This window comes from Alloyangia pacifica (assembly GCF_900116195.1).
Taxonomy (GTDB): domain Bacteria; phylum Pseudomonadota; class Alphaproteobacteria; order Rhodobacterales; family Rhodobacteraceae; genus Salipiger; species Salipiger pacificus.
The window spans coordinates 244,760-262,966 of sequence record NZ_FOZW01000002.1 but is presented as its reverse complement, the minus strand read 5'-3'; the positions used below and the strand labels follow the sequence as shown (position 1 = coordinate 262,966).

Here is an 18,207-nt window from a genome sequence, read left to right as displayed (position 1 = left end):
TGCAACCTTATGTTGCGATCACACGTACCAAATAATACCGCGCCTCGACCTCGGAGTGGAGACGCGCCACGACACCCAACCAACTGGGGCCACGTCAGAGAGCGCTTCACTTGCCTTCACGACCCAACCGCCACGCGCATGAAAGGCACGTGCCTTCCGACCCGGCAGGGGGGATGAAGTTCCCTCGAAGGCGCGCCGAACAAGACGCCGCGTCCCCGACAATCGCAAGGACAGGTCGGGGTCAGCCCCCGATCTCGGCCCGTACTTCGTCGAAGATGCGGATCACATTCGCCAGTCCCGTGTCGCAGCCCATAAGCGTCGGCTCGTTGCCCTCGAACTCCAGCGAGACATAGCCGTCGAAGCCCGACGCCAGTACAGCCCGGACGATTTCGCGCGTGTCCACGTCGCCGAAACCGAAGACCGTGCCGACGATATGCCGACCGCCAAGTGTCTCCAGCCAGCCGGGACCCGGGTATTGCTTGCGCAGCAGAAAATCCTTCACGTGCACGAAGCTGGCGATGTCGAGGCAGTTGCGCGTGGCCATCAGCGGGTCCTCGTCGACGCAGAGGAAGTTGCCCACGTCCAGCGTCATGCGGAAGTTCGGACTGTTCACCGCCTGAACGAGGCGACGGCAGCGCTCGCTCGAGTTCATCAGGAAGCCGTGGTTCTCGATACTGGTCACCACGTCGCGGCTGGCCGCATGTTCGGCCAGCTCGACGCAGGCGTCAGTGATGACCGGAAAGAATGCCTCGACTTGCGCATAGCTCTGCGGGCGCAGTGCCCAGGGCACCACGTCGGTGCGCAGGAAACGCACACCCATGTCGGCGCAGAGATCGACATAGCGCTTCGCCCGGTCGATCTGCGCGCGGCGGGCCTTCGCATCTTCGTCAATGAAGCTTGCGGGGATGCAGAGACCCGAGAGCGCGACGCCCGAATTGGCGGCAGCAGCCTCTAGCCGGCCCCGCGTCTCGGCATCCTCGTAGAGCTCGTAATCCATCATGGCCTCGAGGCCCTGACCGATCGTCAGCGTCGCCAATTCCATGTGCGTTCCGCCGGAAGCCGCAATCTGCTCGAACACCCCCTCAAGGGTGATCTCGTCGCGCCGCAGGAGCGGCTGGAAGCTGTAGGAGCTGACGCCGAATTGCATGGCAAATCCTTGTATTCTTTTGGGAACATGGGTGCCCAGCCCCTTGCGGAAACAGGACTTCCCGGGACGCTAGCACCCGAAAAATTTTTACACAACCTTATTGACTTCACGGCACCAGAGGGCGTTCATGCGCCCCAAAGTGAAAAATATTTACGCCCACTTGGAGTTCCGACCATGACCACCCGTGCCGCAGATGTCGTCATCGTGGGGAGCGGCCCCACCGGCTCCACCTACGCGCGGATCATCCGCCGCGACTGGCCCGAAGCACGCATTCTCATGGTCGAGGCGGGCCCCAAGACCACCCCCGAGATCGGCAAGCACCTCGACAACCTGCCCGACGCCGACCGCACCGAAGCGCAGCTCCGGGCACAGGGTCCGAAGCGCGGCGTGACCTATGCACCGATCACCCGCGAGGAGTGGGAAGCCCGCAAGGCCGGCAAGCACGACGCCTCGCTGCAGCGCCGCCCGGGTCTCTTCTTCGCCAACACCGACACGCCCGACGAGACAGCCTTTGCCGGCTTCGCCGCGGCTTCGGTCGGTGGCATGGGCGTGCAATGGACCTCCGGCTGCCCGCATCCGTCGAAATCCGAGCGTGTGCCCTTCATCGACGAGGCAGAGATGGAGGCCGCGCTGCAGCTGGCCGATGAGCTGCTCGGCTCCAACAAGAACCCCTTCCCCGGCTGCAAGGGCTCCGAGGAGATGCGCCGGCGGCTCGGCGAGGTGTTCAACCCCGGTCGCCCCGACGACCGCAAGGTGCAGCCCATGCCGCTGGCCTACACGGTGACCGAAGAGGGCGTCATCACCCATGGCACCGACCACATCCTCGGTGAAATGGTGAACGAGCCCGAGGAGATGTTCCGCATCCTGCCCGAAACTGCCTGCCGCCGCGTGCTGCACGAAAACGGCACCGCCACCGGCGTCGAGCTGGTCAGCATGACCAGTGGTGAGAGCTGGCAGGTGCGCGCGGGCACGGTCGTTGTCGCGGCGGACTCGCTGCACGGGCCGCAGCTGCTCTACGGGTCCGGCATCCGCCCCGAAGCGCTGGGGCGCACGATCAACGATCACTACCTGATCAACCGCTTCTTCATCACCGACATCGAGGGCCCGCTGACCTCGATGTCCTGGATCCCGCGGGTCGACAACGAGGACTTCCCCTTCTCGGTCACCATCCACGGCAATGATCCGGCGAAGTTCCCCTTCCCCGAGCAGGTCGAGGGCACGCTGGTCGGCATGGGCCTTTTCGTTGCCGCCGATCCACGCCCCGAGAACCGCATCATCTTCGACGACGAGACCCTCGACTGGAAGGGACTGCCCAGCTTTTCGATCCACGCGCCGATCAACGAGGTCGACGAAAAGCGCATCGAGATGGGCAAGGCCGTGGCCGAGAAGATCGCCACCACGCTCGGCAGGCCGCTCGACGGCTTCGCCACGGTCCGCATCCCGACCGGCAACTCGCTGCACTACCAGGGCACCATGCGCATGGGCGAGGCGGATGACGGCACCAGCGTCTGCGACCGCCACAGCCGCGTCTGGGGCTTCGAGAACCTGCATGTGGCGGGCAATGGCATCATCCCGACGGTGACCGCCACCAACCCTACGCCCTTCATCGTGGCTCTGGCCAGCATGGGCGCGCGCAAGATCGCCGAAGCGCGTCGCACCGTGACCGAAGCCGCCGCCTGACCGAGTCCCGCCGCGTCGCCCCTCCCGGGCAGGCGCGGCGCTCCGCGACACCGCGAAAACAGAAAGACGACAGACCCGATGAGCGATCAAGCCAGCAAGAAACTCTCCGTCATGGTCGTGGGCCTCGGCCAGATGGGTCAGAGCCACGCGCACGCCTACCACGCCCACCCCGGCTTCGAGATCGTCGGCCTGGTGAACCGCTCCAAACGCGAACTGCCCGAGGCGCTCGCAGGCTACCCGCTGCACCATGACTTCGAAGCGGCGCTGGCCGAGCTTAAGCCCGACGTGGTCTCGATCGCCACCCATACCGACACCCATGCCGACTACGCCGTCGCCGCCATCGAAGCGGGCGCGCATGTCTTCGTGGAAAAGCCGCTCGCCGCCAATGTCGCCGATGCCGAACGTGTCGTGGCCGCCGCCAAGGCGCACGGCCGCAAGCTGGTCGTCGGCTACATTCTGCGCCATCACCCCTCGTGGATGCGGCTGATTTCCGAGGCGCGCGAACTGGGCGGACCCTACGCCTTCCGCATGAACCTCAACCAGCAGTCGAGCGGCACCGCCTGGAAGATTCACCAGGAGATCCTCAAGACCACCTCGCCCATCGTCGACTGCGGCGTGCACTACGTCGATGTCATGTGCCAGATCACCGACGGCACGCCCGTTGAGGTGCGCGGCATGGGCGTGCCCTTCGCCAAGGGGCTGAAGGAGGGCATGTACAACTACGGCCAGTTCCAGGTGCTCTTCGACGACGGCAGCGTCGGCTGGTACGAGGCCGGCTGGGGTCCGATGATCTCGGAGACCGCCTATTTCGTGAAGGACGTCATGTCGCCCAACGGCGCGGTGTCCATCGTCATGGAGGAAAAGACCGGCTCTGCCGACATCAACGCCCACACCCAGACCTCGCGCCTGCGCGTCCACCATGCCGAGACCGGCGAGGACGGCGCATTGCTGCGCGAGGACGAATGGCTGAGCATGGAAGGCGAGCCCGATCACCAGGCGCTCTGCGACCGCGAGCAGGATTACCTGTATCGCGCCATCGTCGAGGACGTGGACCTGACCCGGCACATGAGCGATGCCGTCGCCTCGCTGGGCATCTGCCTCGCGGCGGATGAGAGCATCCGCACCGGCCAGCCGGTCAAGCTCTGACCGGCGCAGCAGCCGGCTCCGCGCCACCAAAGGTGGCACGGAGCCTGTGCGGCCGTCAGGCCTTCCGGCCGATGCCGAGCAACTGGTAGAGCAGCAGCGCCGCCAGCGTCGAGGTGCCGATCCCGCCGAGCGCGAAGTCGCCGAGGTGCAGCGTGAAGTCCCCCGCCCCGAAGATCAGCGCGATGCCCGCGGTGAAGAGATTGCGCGGGTCCGAGAAATCCACCCGGTTCTCGATCCAGATGCGCGCCATGGCCGAGGCGATCAACCCGAAGACCGCCACCGACAGTCCCGCGAGAACCGGGGCGGGAATGGTCTGCAGCAACGCGCCGAACTTCGGCGAGAGACCAAGCAGGATGGCGACGAAGGCGGCAATCACGAAGACCAGCGTGGAGTAGACCTTGGTCATTGCCATGACGCCGATGTTCTCGGCGTAGGTGGTCACGCCGGTGCCACCGCCCGAGCCCGCGACCATGGTCGCCAGCCCGTCTGCAAGGAAGCCACGGCCGATGTAACGGTCCATGTCCTGCCCGGTGATCGCGCCGAGCGCCTTGATGTGACCGAGGTTCTCGGCCACCAGAACGATGGCGACCGGGGCAATGAGGGTGATCGCCGACCAGTGGAACTCGGGCGTCTGGAAGTGCGGCAGACCGAACCAGGCGGCGGCGGCGACATTCGAGAAGTCGATGGCGGGCATAAGCCCGAGGACATTGCCCAGCACCAGCACCAGCGCGTAGCCGAAGATCAGCGCCAGCAATACCGACAGCCGCCGGGTGCGGGAATGGCCGTAGCAGGAAACCATCGCCATGCAGAGCACGGTCAGCAGCGCCACCGTCAGGTGCGAAGGAGTGGGCGAGCCGAAGGCATTGAGCTGGTCCACCGCCACCGGCGCGAGGTTGAGCCCGATGGCAATGCCGATGGTGCCGGTGACCACGGGCGGCATCAGCTTTTCGACCCAGCCGTAGCCGACCGCCATGACGACCAGCCCGATCAGCGCGTAGAGCGCGCCGCAGGCGATGATCCCGCCGAGCGCATGGGCGATGGTTGCGCCCTCTTGCCCGAGCACCGCCAGCACCACCGCGATGAAGGCGAAGGAGGAACCGAGATAGCTCGGCACCCGGCCCGCGGTGAGGATGAAGAAGAGCAGCGTGCCGATGCCCGAGAAGAACACCGCAACGTTGGGATCGAAACCCATCAGGATCGGCGCGACGATGGTCGAGCCGGACATCGCCAGAAGGTGCTGGATCCCCATGGGAACGGATCCGGCTCCGGGCAGCCTCTCGTTGGGCATGATCACCGCGCCCGTGCCAACGCGCCATCGCGGGAAGTAGGACATCGCTCTCTCCTAGGAAGAATCTCTCTCTGCGGGTCGCCTTAGCCGCAATCGGCGTCGGATGTGAGGGAAACCTGCCGGAAGGGCTGCCAGGCGTTGCCTGTGGGCGATACCCCTCCCAACCCCGAACACGTGATGATCGCCTTTGCGCAATCATCTGTGCATGAACGCGAATTGTCATTGCATGCAAATGCATACAATTTCTTCCTGTAGCATTGGAAGGAGTCCTGTCATGGAAATCTCGTTCACCGGAAAGACCGCGATCGTCACCGGCGGTGCCTCTGGCATCGGCCTCGCCATCGCCGAGTCGCTGGCAGCCTCGGGCGCCACCGTCATCGTCGCGGACCTCAAGCAGGAAGACGCCGACCGCGAGGCCAAGGCAATCACCGACAAGGGCGGCAAGGCCTATGGTTTTGCCGGCAACGTGGCCGACCCCGCCAGCGTCGAGGCCATGGTCGCCTTCGCCGAGGAGAAGACCGGCGCGCTGCACATTCTGGTCAGCAATGCCGGGATCAGCGGCGCCGCGGCCAAGGCCGGCGACTACCCGCTCGACAGCTGGAAATCGGTGATCGACGTGAACCTCAACGGCGTCTTCTACGGCATCCGCTTCGCGGTCCCGGCAATGAAGCGGGCCGGCGGCGGCGCCATCGTCAACATGGCCTCGATGCTGGGCTCGGTGGGCATCGCCAACTCCTCGGCCTATGTCGCCGCCAAGCACGGCGTGGTGGGGCTGACCAAATCGGCAGCGCTGGAACACGCCGAGGACAACATCCGCATCAACTCGATCGGGCCGGGCTTCATCAAGACGCCGCTGCTCGATGCCAACCTCGACGATGACACCAAGGCCTTCCTTGAAAGCCAGGCGGCTCAGAACCGCATGGGCACCCCCGAGGAAGTGGCGAACCTGACGCTCTTCCTGCTGTCGGACAAGGCCGGCTTCATCACCGGCTCCTATCACCTGGTCGACGGTGGCTACACCGCCCGCTGACGGTCCACATATGCCACGAGAGTCGGTCCGGAAGCGGGCCGGCTCTCGCACATCCGTATGCCGCGTGTGCCCTCGCACCCTTCCCGGCCCGCCACCATTTCCCGCTCCCGACTGTGCTATACTGACCCGGCCAATGCTCTGAACAGGAGGAGGAGGTCATGGGCGTTCAGGAGGAAGACGCAGCCACCGGCCAGATCGCAGCCGAGGCCGCGCGGGTCTACGAGAAATGCTTCGTGCCCGCACTCTTCGGGCAATTCGCTCCCTGGCTGGTGGAGGCCGCCGGGATCCGCGGCGGCGGGCGGGTGCTCGACGTGGCGACCGGCACCGGCATCGTCGCCCGCGCGGCGCTGCATCGCGGCGCGAGCGTGACGGCTGTGGACATCAACGAGGGCATGCTGACCGTGGCGCGGGAACTGGCGCCGCAGGTCAGTTTCCAACGCGCGCCAGCAGAGTCCCTGCCCTTCGAGGACGATGCCTTCGACGCGGTGACCTGCCAGTTCGCGCTTATGTTCTTTGCCGACCGCGTACAGGCCCTGCGCGACATGGCCCGGGTCTGCCACCCCGGCGGTCACGTCGCGGTCTCGGTCTTCGATACCTGGGAAAACTCGCCCGGCTACCGCGACCTGATCCCGCTCTTGTCAGAGGTGATGGGGGCGCAGGCCGCGGAGGCGCTCAAGGCCCCCTTCTGCCTCGGCGGGCCGGGTGTGCTGGAGGGTCTGCTGGAGGACGCGGGGCTCGGCGGCGCGCAGATGATCCACAAGACCGGTCAGGTCCGTCATGCCTCGCTCGACGCCTGGCTCGACACCGAGATCGGCGGCTGGACACTCGCCAGCCTCGCCACGCCAGAGATCATGGCGACCTTGAAGGCGGCGGCCGCCGAGCCGCTCGGCCAGTACCGCAACAGCGATGGCACCATCTCGTTCGAGGCGCCTGCCATTTTTGCCGTCGCGCAGGTCTGATCCACGCGCGGCGATGTGAAGGAGAGGGTCCGCGATCAGATCGCGGCCCAGTCGGTGAAGCGCCAGCTGGTGGGCATGCGCGGTCCGGGATGCGTCGGGGTCCAGCGAGTGGGGGCCTTGGGGCTCGGGTCGGTCGGGTGCTTGGTCATCGGATCAGCCTTTCGCAGAGCGTTTCGACCCCGTCACTCTCGCCCAGACCCGTTTCAGCCCGATGCCGGTGTACGTTTCATTTGTTTCCGCGCCGCAGCCGGTCGCCGGAAGGCACCGTCGGACGCAAGAAGGCCCGCGCCGAACGGCGCGGGCCTTTGCGTTTGCCGGGGCTTTCAGAGTCAAAGCCCGCCGAAATGGAAGGCCTTGGTCTCGAGATATTCCTCGATGCCCTCCTGTGCGCCCTCGCGGCCGAGGCCCGAGGCCTTCACCCCGCCGAAAGGCGCTTCGGCGTGCGACACCGCGCCGGTGTTGAGCCCCACCAGCCCCGCCTCCAGCGCCTCGCCGAAGCGGAAGGCGCGGGCCATGTCGGTGGTGTAGAAATACGCCGCGAGGCCGAAGGGCGTGCCGTTGGCGATCTCCAATGCCTCCTCCTCGGTCTCGAATTTGAAAATCGGAGCGACCGGGCCGAAGGTTTCCTCGGAGGCGAGGCGCATTTCCTGCGTGGCACCTGTGAGCACCACCGGGTCGGCGAATTGCGCCGGCAGCTCACGCGGTGCGGTGGCGCGGGCGGCGCCTTTCGACAGCGCGTCCTCGACGTGGGCGGTGATCTTGGTGATCGCGGCGGCGTTGATCATCGGGCCAATGTGCGCCCCCTCCTCGGTGCCCGGCGCGACCTTCAGCGCGTCGACCTTCGCCGCCAGCGCCGCGACGAAACGGTCGTGAATGCCGGACTGCACGAGGATGCGGTTGGCGCAAACGCAGGTCTGCCCGCCGTTGCGGAACTTGCTAGCCATGGCGCCTTCGACTGCCGCGTCGAGATCGGCGTCGTCGAAGACGATGAAGGGCGCGTTGCCGCCAAGCTCCAGCGACATCTTCTTCAGCGTCGGCGCGCATTGCTCGGCGAGCAGCGCCCCGACCCGCGTCGAGCCGGTAAACGACAGTTTGCGAACCACCGGCGAAGCGGTGAGCGTCGCGCCGATCTCCTCGGGGCGGCCGGTCAGCACGTTGAGCACGCCCTTCGGAATGCCCGCCCGCTCGGCCAGCACGCAGAGCGCCAGCGCCGAATAGGGCGTGAAGTCCGAGGGTTTGATCACCATGGTGCAGCCCGCGGCGAGGCCGGGCGCGACCTTGCGGGTGATCATCGCGTTGGGGAAGTTCCACGGCGTGATGATCGCGCAGACGCCCACCGGCTCCTTCATCGCGAAGATCTTCTTGCCCGGCACCGGCGAGGGGATGATGTGGCCATTGATCCGCCGGGCTTCCTCGGCGAACCAGCGCACGAAGGAGGCGCCGTAGAGGATTTCGCCCTTGGCCTCGGCCAGCGGTTTGCCCTGCTCGGCGGTGAGGATCAGCGCCAGATCGTCGGCATGCTCGAGCATCAGCTGGTACCAAACCATCAGCAGATCGGCGCGCTCGGCGTGGGTCTTTGCCTTCCACGCCTTCATCGCCGCTTCGGCGGCGGTGATGGCCTGCGTGGTCTCTTCGGCAGTGCAATCGGGCATGTGGCCAAGCGTGCCGCCGGTGGCGGGGTTCCTGACCTCCATGTCACCGCGGGCGATCCACTGGCCGTCGATCAGCGCCGCCTCGCGGAAGAGGTCGGGATCGGAAAGGCTCTCGCGGATGTCGGCGGCGAAGGCGGTGTGAAGGGTCATGGCTCAGGCCTCCAAAGCGGCGATAACGGCCGCGGTGATCTCTTGGGTGGTGTTGAGGCCCGGGCGGATGCCGATGCCCTTGCCGGTCGCCGCCTCGATGGCGGACAGCACGGCGGCGCTCGCCTCGGCCTCGCCGAGATGCTCGAGCATCTGCGCCACCGACCAGATCGCGGCGATCGGGTTGGCGATGTTCTTGCCGGCGATATCCGGCGCCGAGCCATGCACCGGCTCGAACATCGAGGGCGCCGAGCGGTCCGGGTTGATATTGGCCGAGGCGGCAAAGCCCAGCCCGCCCTGGATCGCCGCCCCGAGGTCGGTGAGTATGTCGCCGAAGAGGTTCGAGGCGACCACCACGTCGAGATCCTGCGGCGCCATCACCATCTTGGCGGCCATGGCATCGATGTGCATGTGGCTGACGGTGACATCGGGGTATTCGGCCGCGAGTTCCCGGGTCACCTCATCCCAGAACACCATCGAGTATTTCTGCGCGTTGGATTTGGTCACCGAGGTCAGGTGCTTGCGACGTGCGCGGGCCTGCTCGAAGCCGAAGCGCAGGATGCGCTCGACGCCGGCGCGGGTGAAGACCGAGGTCTCGACCGCCACCTCATTGTCCTTGCCCTCATGCACGCGGCCGCCGGCGCCGGAATATTCGCCTTCGGTGTTCTCGCGGATGCACAGGATATCGAAACCCTCGGCCTTCAGCGGCCCCTCGACGCCCGAAAGCAGTCGGTGCGGACGGATGTTTGCATACTGGTTGAAAGCCTTGCGGATCGGCAGCAGCAGCCCGTGCAGCGAGACAGAGTCCGGCACCGTCGCGGGCCAGCCGACCGCGCCGAGGTAGATCGCATCAAACCCGCGCAGCGTCTCGATCCCGTCCTCGGGCATCATGCTGCCGTGCTCGAGGTAATACTCGCACGACCACGGGAAGCTCGTGGTCTCGAAGGCGAAGCGCCCCTTCGCGGCGGCGCCAAGCACCTCCATTGCAGCATCGGTGACGTCAACACCGATCCCGTCGCCGGGGATCAAGGCAAGGCTGTAGGTCTTCATCGGATACTCCCAACTCATAGTCCCGTCGGTACGGATTTGCGGCCCCGCCACAGGGGGCTTGGGTGCCGGGCATACCCCCCTCCGACCGTTCGTTGAAAGCAGAATGCGCGCGCGGCCCCGGCGGAAGCTGCCGAAAGCCGCGCTGCCGCAGAATTCTCTGCGGGATGCGCCACGCTGGCAGATTATTCTGCCTCGCGGTCCCCCGCCGCGAGCAGGCTCCCGATCGGCGCAGGCCGGGCCGGGGGCTGGGCGCGCAGGCGGCCCACCTGCGCGGGCGCGGTGCCAGAGGCGGCTGCGACGATCTCCGCACCGGCCAGCTGGCAATAGCGGCCCTGGCAGCGTCCCATGCCAACCCGAGCCATCGATTTCACGCGGTTGGCCTCGGGCCCCGAGACCGGCAAAGTCGCGCGCAGGTCGCCTGCGGAAATGCCCTCGCAGCGGCAGACCACTGCAGCGTCGGGCAGGTGCCGGATATGCTCGACGGGCCAGGGAAAAGCACAGGCCATCGCCTCGGCGAAGCGCTGCATCCGCCTCAGGCGGCGCAGCACGGTCGCGGGATCGGGAGATGGCAGGCCGAGGTCCTGCAGGCAGGCTATGGCAGCGGCCCGACCGGCCAGTTCGGCCCCATCCGCCCCGAGGATCCGCAGCCCGTCGCCGGCGAGATAGACCCCGTCGCCCGCGCGGCCCAGAGGATCGGCCCTGGGCAGCCACTGGGCAAAGGCGGGGCTCCAGTCGAAGCGGGCCCCCGCGAGGTCCGCCAGCATGCCATCGGCCCGCAGGTGCCAGCCGAGCGCGACCGTGTCGCAGGCGGTGCGCCGCGCCTCGCCCCGCGCATCGCGCCAAAGCAGCGCGGTGGGGCCGGACTCGTCGCTGTCGATGCGGTCGAGCGTGACACCGGCGTGGTAACGCCGTCCGAGCGCCGCCCGCATCCGCAACCCACGCAAGGTGACGAGCGGGCGGGCCAGCGCCATATGCAGACCTCCGCGCAGCTGGGTCCGGATCGGTGCTGTGTCGAGCACCGCCGCAACCTCTGCGCCCGCCGCCATCAGCTGCGTCGCCAGCAACGTCAGCAGCGGCCCGGAGCCCGCAAGCACGATCTTCCGGCCGAGCGCCACACCCTGCGCCTTCAGCGCGATCTGCGCCGCGCCGAGCGAGTAAACGCCGCCGACCTCCCAGCCAGGCACCGGCGCGAGCCTGTCCGTGGCCCCCGTGGCAAGCACCAGCCGGTCATATCTGATCTTTTCCAGCGTATCGCCAAGCACATGCGCCACGCCGTCCCGTAGCGCGATGACCGAGCGGTTCGGCAGATGGCTCACCTGCCCCGCCGCCACCAGCCGGTCGAAAACGTCATGCAGCGCGCGCGCCTTGGAGGCCTCGGAGCCATAGAGCTTCTCCGCCGGGCGGGTGAACCCCGCGGGCGGACGTCGGTAGATCTGCCCACCCGCCCGCGCGCCTTCGTCCACCACCACAGGGCGCAGCCCGGCGGCCGCAAGCGTTTCGGCGGCACGGATGCCCGCAGGTCCTGATCCGACGATCAGCACACGGGTCATGCGGGCACCCCGGGCCAATCCGCGGTGGCGGCGCTGCGCAGGCGCATGCCTTCCGTCAACGGCGTCGAGCAGGCGCGCAGGCGCGGGCCGTCCTCCTGCCAGACCCAGCAATCCTGGCAGGCCCCCATCAGGCAGAAGCCAGCGCGCGCTTCAGGACCGAATTCGGCATCGCGCAGAGCCCGGCGCGACAGCAGGATCGCGGTCAGCACCGTGTCGCCCTCGAGCCCGGTGAGCGCCTCGCCGTCAAAGGTGAAACCGACCGGCGCGCGGGCGGTCTCTGCCAGCCGGACGAGCCGTCCGGCGCTCATTCCGCGGCCTCGGAATAGGCGGCCGGGCGCGGCAGCTCGGGAAAGCGCGCGCAGGTGGCCTCGAAGGCCGCGTCCACCGCTGCCGCGCCGCTGCCCTCGATCCGGCGGAAAATCTCGGTCTTGGTGAAGAAGCGCCAGTGGATCGGCAGGGCGGCGAGGATCCCCGTAAGCCGGTCGTAGGCCTCTGCGGTCCAACGCGCCTCGTAGCCCTCTCGCTCGGGGCCGTAGTGGAAAAACGCCTCGGAAGGTGCCGGCATCGCGGCGCGAGCAGCTTCGGTCGCCGCCTCGTCCACCGCGCCTTCCTTCAGGATCACGCCGTAGTCGCGCGCGGCGGCCTCGGGCGAGACATAGCCCCGCGCCACGTCGCGGGCGACGCGCCACGGCTCGCGCTCCGCCGGGTTGCCGCGGCCACCACCACCCGCCGAGCGGACCTCGAGCACGTCGCCCGGCTGCAGGATCGCCGTGTCCTTCGAGCCCATGCGACGCTCGTCGGGGGTGCCGGGGTTCACCACCATGTCGGCGAGCCCCGCTGCCCGGCCACCGCCGGTGCCCCAGGGGCGAAAGAACGAGCGGTCACGGTTGCGCGCAGTGATCCGGCTGTCGGGGGTAAAGACGCGGAAAGCCATTTCAGTCGCCAGCCCGCCGCGCCAACGCCCGGCGCCGCCGGTGTCCTGCGCCAGCCCGTATTTGACGAATTCCACCGGCACCTCGGTCTCGGTGATCTCGATCGGCGTGTTCTTGAGATAGGCCGCATCCGCGCCCGAGCCGTTGGTGCCGTCGCGATGCGGCATGCCGCCGCCGCCGCCGACCACCGGGTTTACCGCCGCGATCACCGTCTTCTGGCTGCGCTCGTCGCGGGTCATCACGTTGACGATGCAGTTGTTGCCGGCGGGTGCCGCGGGCATCCGCTCGGGAATTGCCTGAGCAAAGGCCCCGAAGATCACCGAGCGCAGCCGCGCGCAGGTCAGCGAGCGCATGCCCACCGCCGCAGGCGACACCGGGTTGAGCACCGTGCCCTCTGGGGTGATGCAGGTGAAGGGGCGCGTCAGCCCGGTGTTCAGCAGGATGCGCGGGTTCAGCGTGTAGAGAACGTAGTAGACGCCGACGAGCAGCATTGTATGCCGCGGATCGCCGCCCGAGGGCACATTGAGCGAGGAGGCCAGCTGCGGGTCGGAGCCGGTGAAGTCGAGCACCGCCTCCTCGCCGCGGATGGTCAGCGTCAGCTTGAGGCGGCAGGGATTGGCCTCGTCGCTGTCCTCGTCGGCGTAGTCGGCAAAGACGTACTGGCCGTCCGGGATTTCAGCGAGCACCGAGCGCGCCTGCGCCTCGGCCTGATCCATCAGCGCCGCGACGCCCTGCACGAAGCCCAGCTTGCCGAAACGCTCGATCATCGCATGCACCTTGCGCTCACCGGTGCCGAGCGCACCGACCAGCGCCTTGATGTCGCCGATGTTGAGCGCGGGCTTGCGCACGTTGGTCGACATGATCTTCATGATCTGCTCATCGAAGACCCCCTCACGCACCAGTTTCATCGGCGGGAAGCGCAGGCCTTCCTGGTGGATCTCGGTCAGCGAGCGCGACAGCGAGGCAGGCACCGCGCCGCCCATGTCGGTGTTGTGGATGTGCCCTCCGGTCCAGGCAACGATCTCGCCATCGGCGAAGACCGGCTTCCACAGGTGCGTGTCGGGGGCGTGGGTCGCCACGTGGCCGGAATAGGGATCGTTGGTGAAGGCGACATCGCCGGGCCGGTACTCTTCCTCCACCATGTCGATGGCGCGGCCATAGGTCAGCCCGGGATACCAGGTCGCGCCCAGCTCCATCGGCACGGCAAAGGTATCGCCCGTGCGGTCCATCAGCATGACGGTGAAGTCCTGCGTCTCCTTCACGAAAGCGGAATGGGCAGTGCGGTGCAGCGTATGGGCCATGTTCTCGGCCGCGGCGCGGGCATGGTTGGCGAGCACCTGGAGGGTCATCTTGTCGAACATGGATCAGTCCTCGAACTGCAGGTGGATGTTGAGATGGCCGTCGACACGCGCCCTTGCGCCCGCCGGGATGGCAAAGGTCGTGTCTTCCTGCGCGACGATGGCCGGGCCGTCGAAGGTGGCGCCCGGGGCCAGCGCGGCGCGACTGTGCAGCGGCACCGGGCGCCAGCCACCGATATGCACCTGCACCTCGCGGCTCTCCCCCGCCTCGACCTGCGCCAGCTCGGCAAGATCGGGCTTGGGCCCGGCGCCGATGGCCGAGAGCCGCAGGTTGACCATCTCGATCCGCCCCTCGGGGTCGTCGAAGTCGTAGATGCGGCGGTGGGTGGCGTGGAAGGCCCCGGTCATCCGCTCGAGGTCCGAGAGCCACGCGGGCTCCAGCGCCACCTCGATCTCGTAACTCTGCCCGGCGTAGCGCATGTCCGCCGAAAGCTTCAGCTCGATGGCGCCGTCATGCCCCTGCGCCTCCAGCCATGCGCGGCCCTCGTCGGAGAGCGCGCGGAACTGCTCCTGCAGCAGCGGCAGCCGCGCCGCGTCGAGATCGGCAAAGACTGTTCGGATGAAGTCGCCCTTCAGGTCCGCCACCAGCCCCCCGAGCGCCGAGACCACGCCCGGGCGGCGCGGCGCCATGACCCGGGGCATTCCCAGCTCGCGGGCAAGGAAAGCGCCCAGCATGGGGCCGCCGCCGCCGAAGGGCATCAGCGCGAAGTCGCGCAGGTCGACCCCGGCGCGGGACGAGAGTTTCTCCACCTCGACGAACATTTCCGACACCGCGATGTCGAGAATCGCCTGCGCCGTCTCCTCGACGCCGCGCCCCAGTTGCGCCGCCAGAGCGCCGACGACCTCGCGCGCCAGCTCGACCTGCATGTCGAGCTGGCCATAGGCCATTTCCGAATGCCCCAGCCAACCGCAGACCGCCATGGCGTCGGTCACCGTGGCGCGGGTGCCGCCGCGCCCATAGCAGGCCGGGCCGGGCACCGAGCCCGCGCTCTCCGGCCCCACGCGCAGCACGCCATGCGCGTCTACCGAGGCGATCGACCCGCCGCCGATCCCGATCGAGCTGACCGAGACCGAGGGGATGTGCAGCGGGAACTCCCCGACCAGTTCGTCCGAGCCGAATTGCACCTCGCCGTCGATGATCAGCGCGAAATCGGCCGAGGTGCCGCCGATGTCGAGCGTCAGGATGCGGCTCTCGCCCGCCTGCCGCGCCAGCCAGGCGGCACCGATCACCCCCGAGGCGGTGCCCGAGAGCAGCATCGACACGCAGTCGCGGCGGCCTTCGCCGGCGGTCATCACCCCGCCGTTCGACTTGGTCAGCATGGCGCGGGCGGGCACGCCCTGCGCCGCCAGCCGCGCCTCCAGCGCCTCGAGGTAACCCGAGACTCGCGGGTGGACGTAGCCGTTGAGGATCGCCGTGGAGCTGCGCTCGTACTCGCGGATCACCGGCCAGACCTCGGAGGAGGTGAAGACAAAGAGGTCCGGCGCGAGCGCCTCGATCTGCTCGCGGATCGCCACCTCCTGCGCCGGGTCGCGCCATGCGTGGAGCAGCGCCACAACGATGCCCTCCGCCCCGGCGGCACGCGCCCCGGCGACCGCCTCTGCCACGCCCCCCTCGGGCGCATCCGTGCGGCTGCCATCGGCGCGCATGCGCACCGGCAGGCCGAAGATCAGGTCGCGCGGCACCAGCGGGTCGGGGCGGTGGCAGAACAGCGAGTACATGTCGGGCATACGCAGCCGCGCCAGCTCGATCACGTCCTCGAAACCGGCGTTGGTGAACATCGCCAATCTCGCGCCCTTGCGCTGGATGATGGTGTTGATGCCCACTGTCGTGCCATGCACGAAGCGGCTCACCGCGGCGGCATCCAGCCCCTCGCGCTCGGCCAGCAGGTCAAGCCCGGTGCGCAGCTCGGCACCGGGATCGTCGGGCGTGGTCAGGACCTTGAGCGAGGCGATGCGCCCCGAGCGGGCCTCGAGCGCGCAGAAGTCCATGAAGGTGCCGCCGATATCGACGCCGATCTTCCAGTCTTCGCCCTGTTTGCCTACGCTCTGCCCATCCGAACCGGGGAATTGGCCGTCCATCGCTCGTCGCCTTTTGTTGCCTCTGTCCCAGTCGAGCAGAGCGCGGCGTGGCGGTCCAAGTCGGATGACGGCTCAGGCCATAAGCCCAACCTATGGGGCGGCGAGACCCGCGGGCAGCAGGGCCCGGATCTGCCCGCGCATCAACTCTTCGGCGCGCGACAGCGACTTGCCGCGCAGGGTCAGCAGCGACAGCGGCAAGGCGGGCGAGTCCTCCAGCGGGCGGATGTGAATGCCGTCGAACTGCTCCCAAGGCAGCAGCGAGTCGACCACGGCGATGCCGAGGCCCGCCTGCACGAAGCCCACCGCCGATATCGAGGTGTCGATTTCCAGCCGCGGCTCGAAGCGCAGTCCCGAGCGCCGCGCCGCCTTGTCCAGCTCGTCGAAGGGCCGGGTCGCGGCACGGTAGGAAATCACGAATTCCTCGCCGAGCTGCGCAAGACCGACCGCCGACTGCGCGGCCAGCGCGTGGCCCTCGGGCAGCAGGCAGCAAAAGCCGGTACGGCCCAGCACCTCGACCTCGATCTCGTCGGGCATGCGGTCGGTCAGCGCCAACGCCAGCGCCGCGTCCCCCTCGCGCAGCATGGTACGCAGCGACTGCACCGGGGCGACGTTGCAGCGCAGGGCGAGGTCTGGATGCCGCGCGCGAAAGGCTGCCATGACCCTTGGAAGCAGCGACATGGCCGGCGGGGTCGAACAGCCGACCCGCACCAGCCCGGCCCGACCCAGCTTCAGGTCGGCGGTCTTGCGGCGCAGCCCTTCGAGCTCGCCGAACAGCCGCTCCGCCTCGGGATAAAGCTCCTGCGCCTCGGGCGTGGGGCGCAGCCGCCCCTTCTCGCGGTCGAAGAGCGCAAAGCCCAGTTCGTCCTCGGTGTGGCGCAGGATCTGGCTCAACGCGGGCTGCGAGATGTTCAGCATCCGCGCTGCCTCGGTCACCGTGCCGGCGCGCATGACCGCGGTGAAGACTTCAAGCTGACGTGCGCGCATGGGCGGCTCCATAGGTCTGGCTTATGACACTAGTCGTTTCCCGTCTTTGACCGGAAGGGGCGGGCCGGGGTTTCCTGCGCGCAGACGGAAAGGATGTGTGATGCAGGTGATCGTTCTCGGCGGCGGGCTGATGGGCACGGCCACGGCCTTTTTCCTGGCCCGGCGCGGCATCCGCGTGCGGCTGATCGAACGCGGGTATATCGGCGCGGGGGCCACCGTCGCCTCCTTCGGCAATATCCGCCGCACCGGACGGGCGCTGGAGCAGATGGCGCTGGCGCATCGGTCGCTGGCGCTCTGGACCCGCGCGGAGGACCTGCTTGGCCGCGACGTGGAGTTTCGCGCCACCGGCCACCTGCGGCTGATCTTCGACGAGGAAGGCCGCGCGGACATGGTGCGCTTCGCCGCGGCCGCCCGCCCGCTGGGCCTTACGCTCGAGCACCTCGAGGCCGCCGAGGTTCACCGCCGCTTTCCCGGTCTCGGACCGACGGCAATCGGCGCCAGCTTCTCGCCCAAGGACGGAAGCGCCAACCCGCGGCTGGTCGGCCCGGCCTTCGCCGCAGCCGCGGCACGCGCCGGGGCCGAGATCGTCGCGCGGGCCGGAGATGTGCGGATCACCCGGACCGAGGCGGGCTTCGAGGTCGACACCGCGCAGGGCAGCTTCGGCGCCGATGTGCTGGTCAATTGCACCGGCTCCGGCGGGCGCGCCATTGCCCGCCAGTTCGGCGAGGACGTGCCGTTGACGCCGCACGGTCCGCAGATGGGGGTGACCGAGCCCCTGCCCCACCGCATCCTGCCGGTGGTCGGCATGTGGGCGCGCGACGGCGGCGCCTACCTGCGGCAAGTCGAGCGCGGCAATGTGGTCTTCGGCGGCGGCGTGACGCGGGTGCCGGTGGATGGCTCGGGCTACGCGAAATACGATCCCGCCGGGCAGGTCACGCAGCTGCAGAAGGTGGTCCGCCTTTGCCCCGCGCTGGCGGATGTGGCGGTGATCCGGAACTGGTCGGGCAACGAGGGCTACACGGCCGACATGCTGCCGGTGATGGGGGCCTCGGGCACGACGCCCGGCCTCTTCCACGCCTTCGGCTTCTGCGGTCATGGGTTCCAGCTCGGCCCCGGCGTCGGTGATGCCATGGCCGAGCTGATCGCAACCGGCACCTGCGAGACGCCGATCGCGGCGATGGCGATCACCCGGTTCGCGGCGTGAG

The 18,207-nt window shown here is 68.2% G+C and carries 14 protein-coding genes; 5 read left to right on the top strand and 9 right to left on the bottom strand.

Annotation, left to right across the window (positions count from 1 at the left end; genetic code table 11):
* Window positions 1–241: 241 nt before the first annotated feature.
* Window positions 242–1,147 (bottom strand): sugar phosphate isomerase/epimerase family protein, encoded by a 906-nt coding sequence (locus tag BM397_RS05680; protein ID WP_092419562.1) that lies wholly within the window; start codon window positions 1,145–1,147, stop codon window positions 242–244.
* 174 nt (window positions 1,148–1,321) lie between these two features.
* On the opposite strand from BM397_RS05680, the gene BM397_RS05675 reads away from it, so the two are divergent.
* A complete protein-coding gene (locus BM397_RS05675; protein WP_143015327.1) occupies window positions 1,322–2,827 on the top strand; it encodes a GMC oxidoreductase in 1,506 nt (501 codons plus the stop codon).
* Window positions 2,828–2,905: 78 nt separating this feature from the next.
* Window positions 2,906–3,973 carry a Gfo/Idh/MocA family protein gene (locus BM397_RS05670; RefSeq protein WP_092419556.1) on the top strand — a complete coding sequence of 356 codons (1,068 nt, stop codon included), beginning with the start codon at window positions 2,906–2,908 and terminating at the stop codon, window positions 3,971–3,973.
* 55 nt (window positions 3,974–4,028) lie between these two features.
* Here the strand turns inward: BM397_RS05670 and BM397_RS05665 are convergent, their stop codons facing one another.
* Window positions 4,029–5,306 (bottom strand): solute carrier family 23 protein, encoded by a 1,278-nt coding sequence (locus BM397_RS05665; protein ID WP_092419553.1) that lies wholly within the window; start codon window positions 5,304–5,306, stop codon window positions 4,029–4,031.
* A gap of 229 nt (window positions 5,307–5,535) precedes the next feature.
* Here BM397_RS05665 and BM397_RS05660 point away from each other — a divergent pair, with 229 nt between their 5' ends.
* Both BM397_RS05660 and BM397_RS05655 read left to right on the top strand, forming a co-directional pair.
* Window positions 5,536–6,291 (top strand): SDR family NAD(P)-dependent oxidoreductase, encoded by a 756-nt coding sequence (locus tag BM397_RS05660; protein WP_092419550.1) that lies wholly within the window; start codon window positions 5,536–5,538, stop codon window positions 6,289–6,291.
* 158 nt (window positions 6,292–6,449) lie between these two features.
* A complete protein-coding gene (locus tag BM397_RS05655; protein ID WP_092419548.1) occupies window positions 6,450–7,250 on the top strand; it encodes a methyltransferase domain-containing protein in 801 nt (266 codons plus the stop codon).
* Window positions 7,251–7,579: 329 nt separating this feature from the next.
* On the opposite strand, the gene BM397_RS05650 is transcribed toward BM397_RS05655, so the two are convergent.
* The 7 genes from BM397_RS05650 to BM397_RS05620 all read right to left on the bottom strand — a co-directional run bounded on the left by BM397_RS05650 (window position 7,580) and on the right by BM397_RS05620 (window position 17,002).
* The gene (locus BM397_RS05650) at window positions 7,580–9,052 is read right to left on the bottom strand and encodes an NAD-dependent succinate-semialdehyde dehydrogenase (RefSeq protein WP_092419545.1); all 1,473 of its coding nucleotides are present in this window, start codon (window positions 9,050–9,052) and stop codon (window positions 7,580–7,582) included.
* 3 nt (window positions 9,053–9,055) lie between these two features.
* Window positions 9,056–10,099, bottom strand: coding sequence for a tartrate dehydrogenase (locus tag BM397_RS05645; RefSeq protein ID WP_092419542.1), 1,044 nt, complete (start codon window positions 10,097–10,099; stop codon window positions 9,056–9,058).
* 182 nt (window positions 10,100–10,281) lie between these two features.
* The gene (locus tag BM397_RS05640) at window positions 10,282–11,649 is read right to left on the bottom strand and encodes an NAD(P)/FAD-dependent oxidoreductase (protein ID WP_092420580.1); all 1,368 of its coding nucleotides are present in this window, start codon (window positions 11,647–11,649) and stop codon (window positions 10,282–10,284) included.
* A complete protein-coding gene (locus BM397_RS05635) occupies window positions 11,646–11,957 on the bottom strand; it encodes a (2Fe-2S)-binding protein (protein ID WP_092419539.1) in 312 nt (103 codons plus the stop codon). The genes BM397_RS05640 and BM397_RS05635 overlap by 4 nt, the downstream gene beginning before the upstream one ends.
* The gene (locus tag BM397_RS05630) at window positions 11,954–13,942 is read right to left on the bottom strand and encodes a hydantoinase B/oxoprolinase family protein (RefSeq protein ID WP_092419536.1); all 1,989 of its coding nucleotides are present in this window, start codon (window positions 13,940–13,942) and stop codon (window positions 11,954–11,956) included. Before BM397_RS05630 ends, BM397_RS05635 begins: the two co-directional genes overlap by 4 nt.
* Before the next feature lie 3 nt (window positions 13,943–13,945).
* Window positions 13,946–16,018, bottom strand: a complete 2,073-nt coding sequence (locus tag BM397_RS05625) for a hydantoinase/oxoprolinase family protein (protein WP_092419533.1) — start codon at window positions 16,016–16,018, stop codon at window positions 13,946–13,948.
* Between the two features lie 90 nt (window positions 16,019–16,108).
* Window positions 16,109–17,002 (bottom strand): LysR family transcriptional regulator, encoded by an 894-nt coding sequence (locus tag BM397_RS05620; RefSeq protein ID WP_176806469.1) that lies wholly within the window; start codon window positions 17,000–17,002, stop codon window positions 16,109–16,111.
* A gap of 100 nt (window positions 17,003–17,102) precedes the next feature.
* Here BM397_RS05620 and BM397_RS05615 point away from each other — a divergent pair, with 100 nt between their 5' ends.
* On the top strand, window positions 17,103–18,206 hold the full coding sequence (locus BM397_RS05615; RefSeq protein ID WP_092419527.1) for an NAD(P)/FAD-dependent oxidoreductase: 1,104 nt from the start codon (window positions 17,103–17,105) through the stop codon (window positions 18,204–18,206).
* Window position 18,207: the final 1 nt, after the last annotated feature.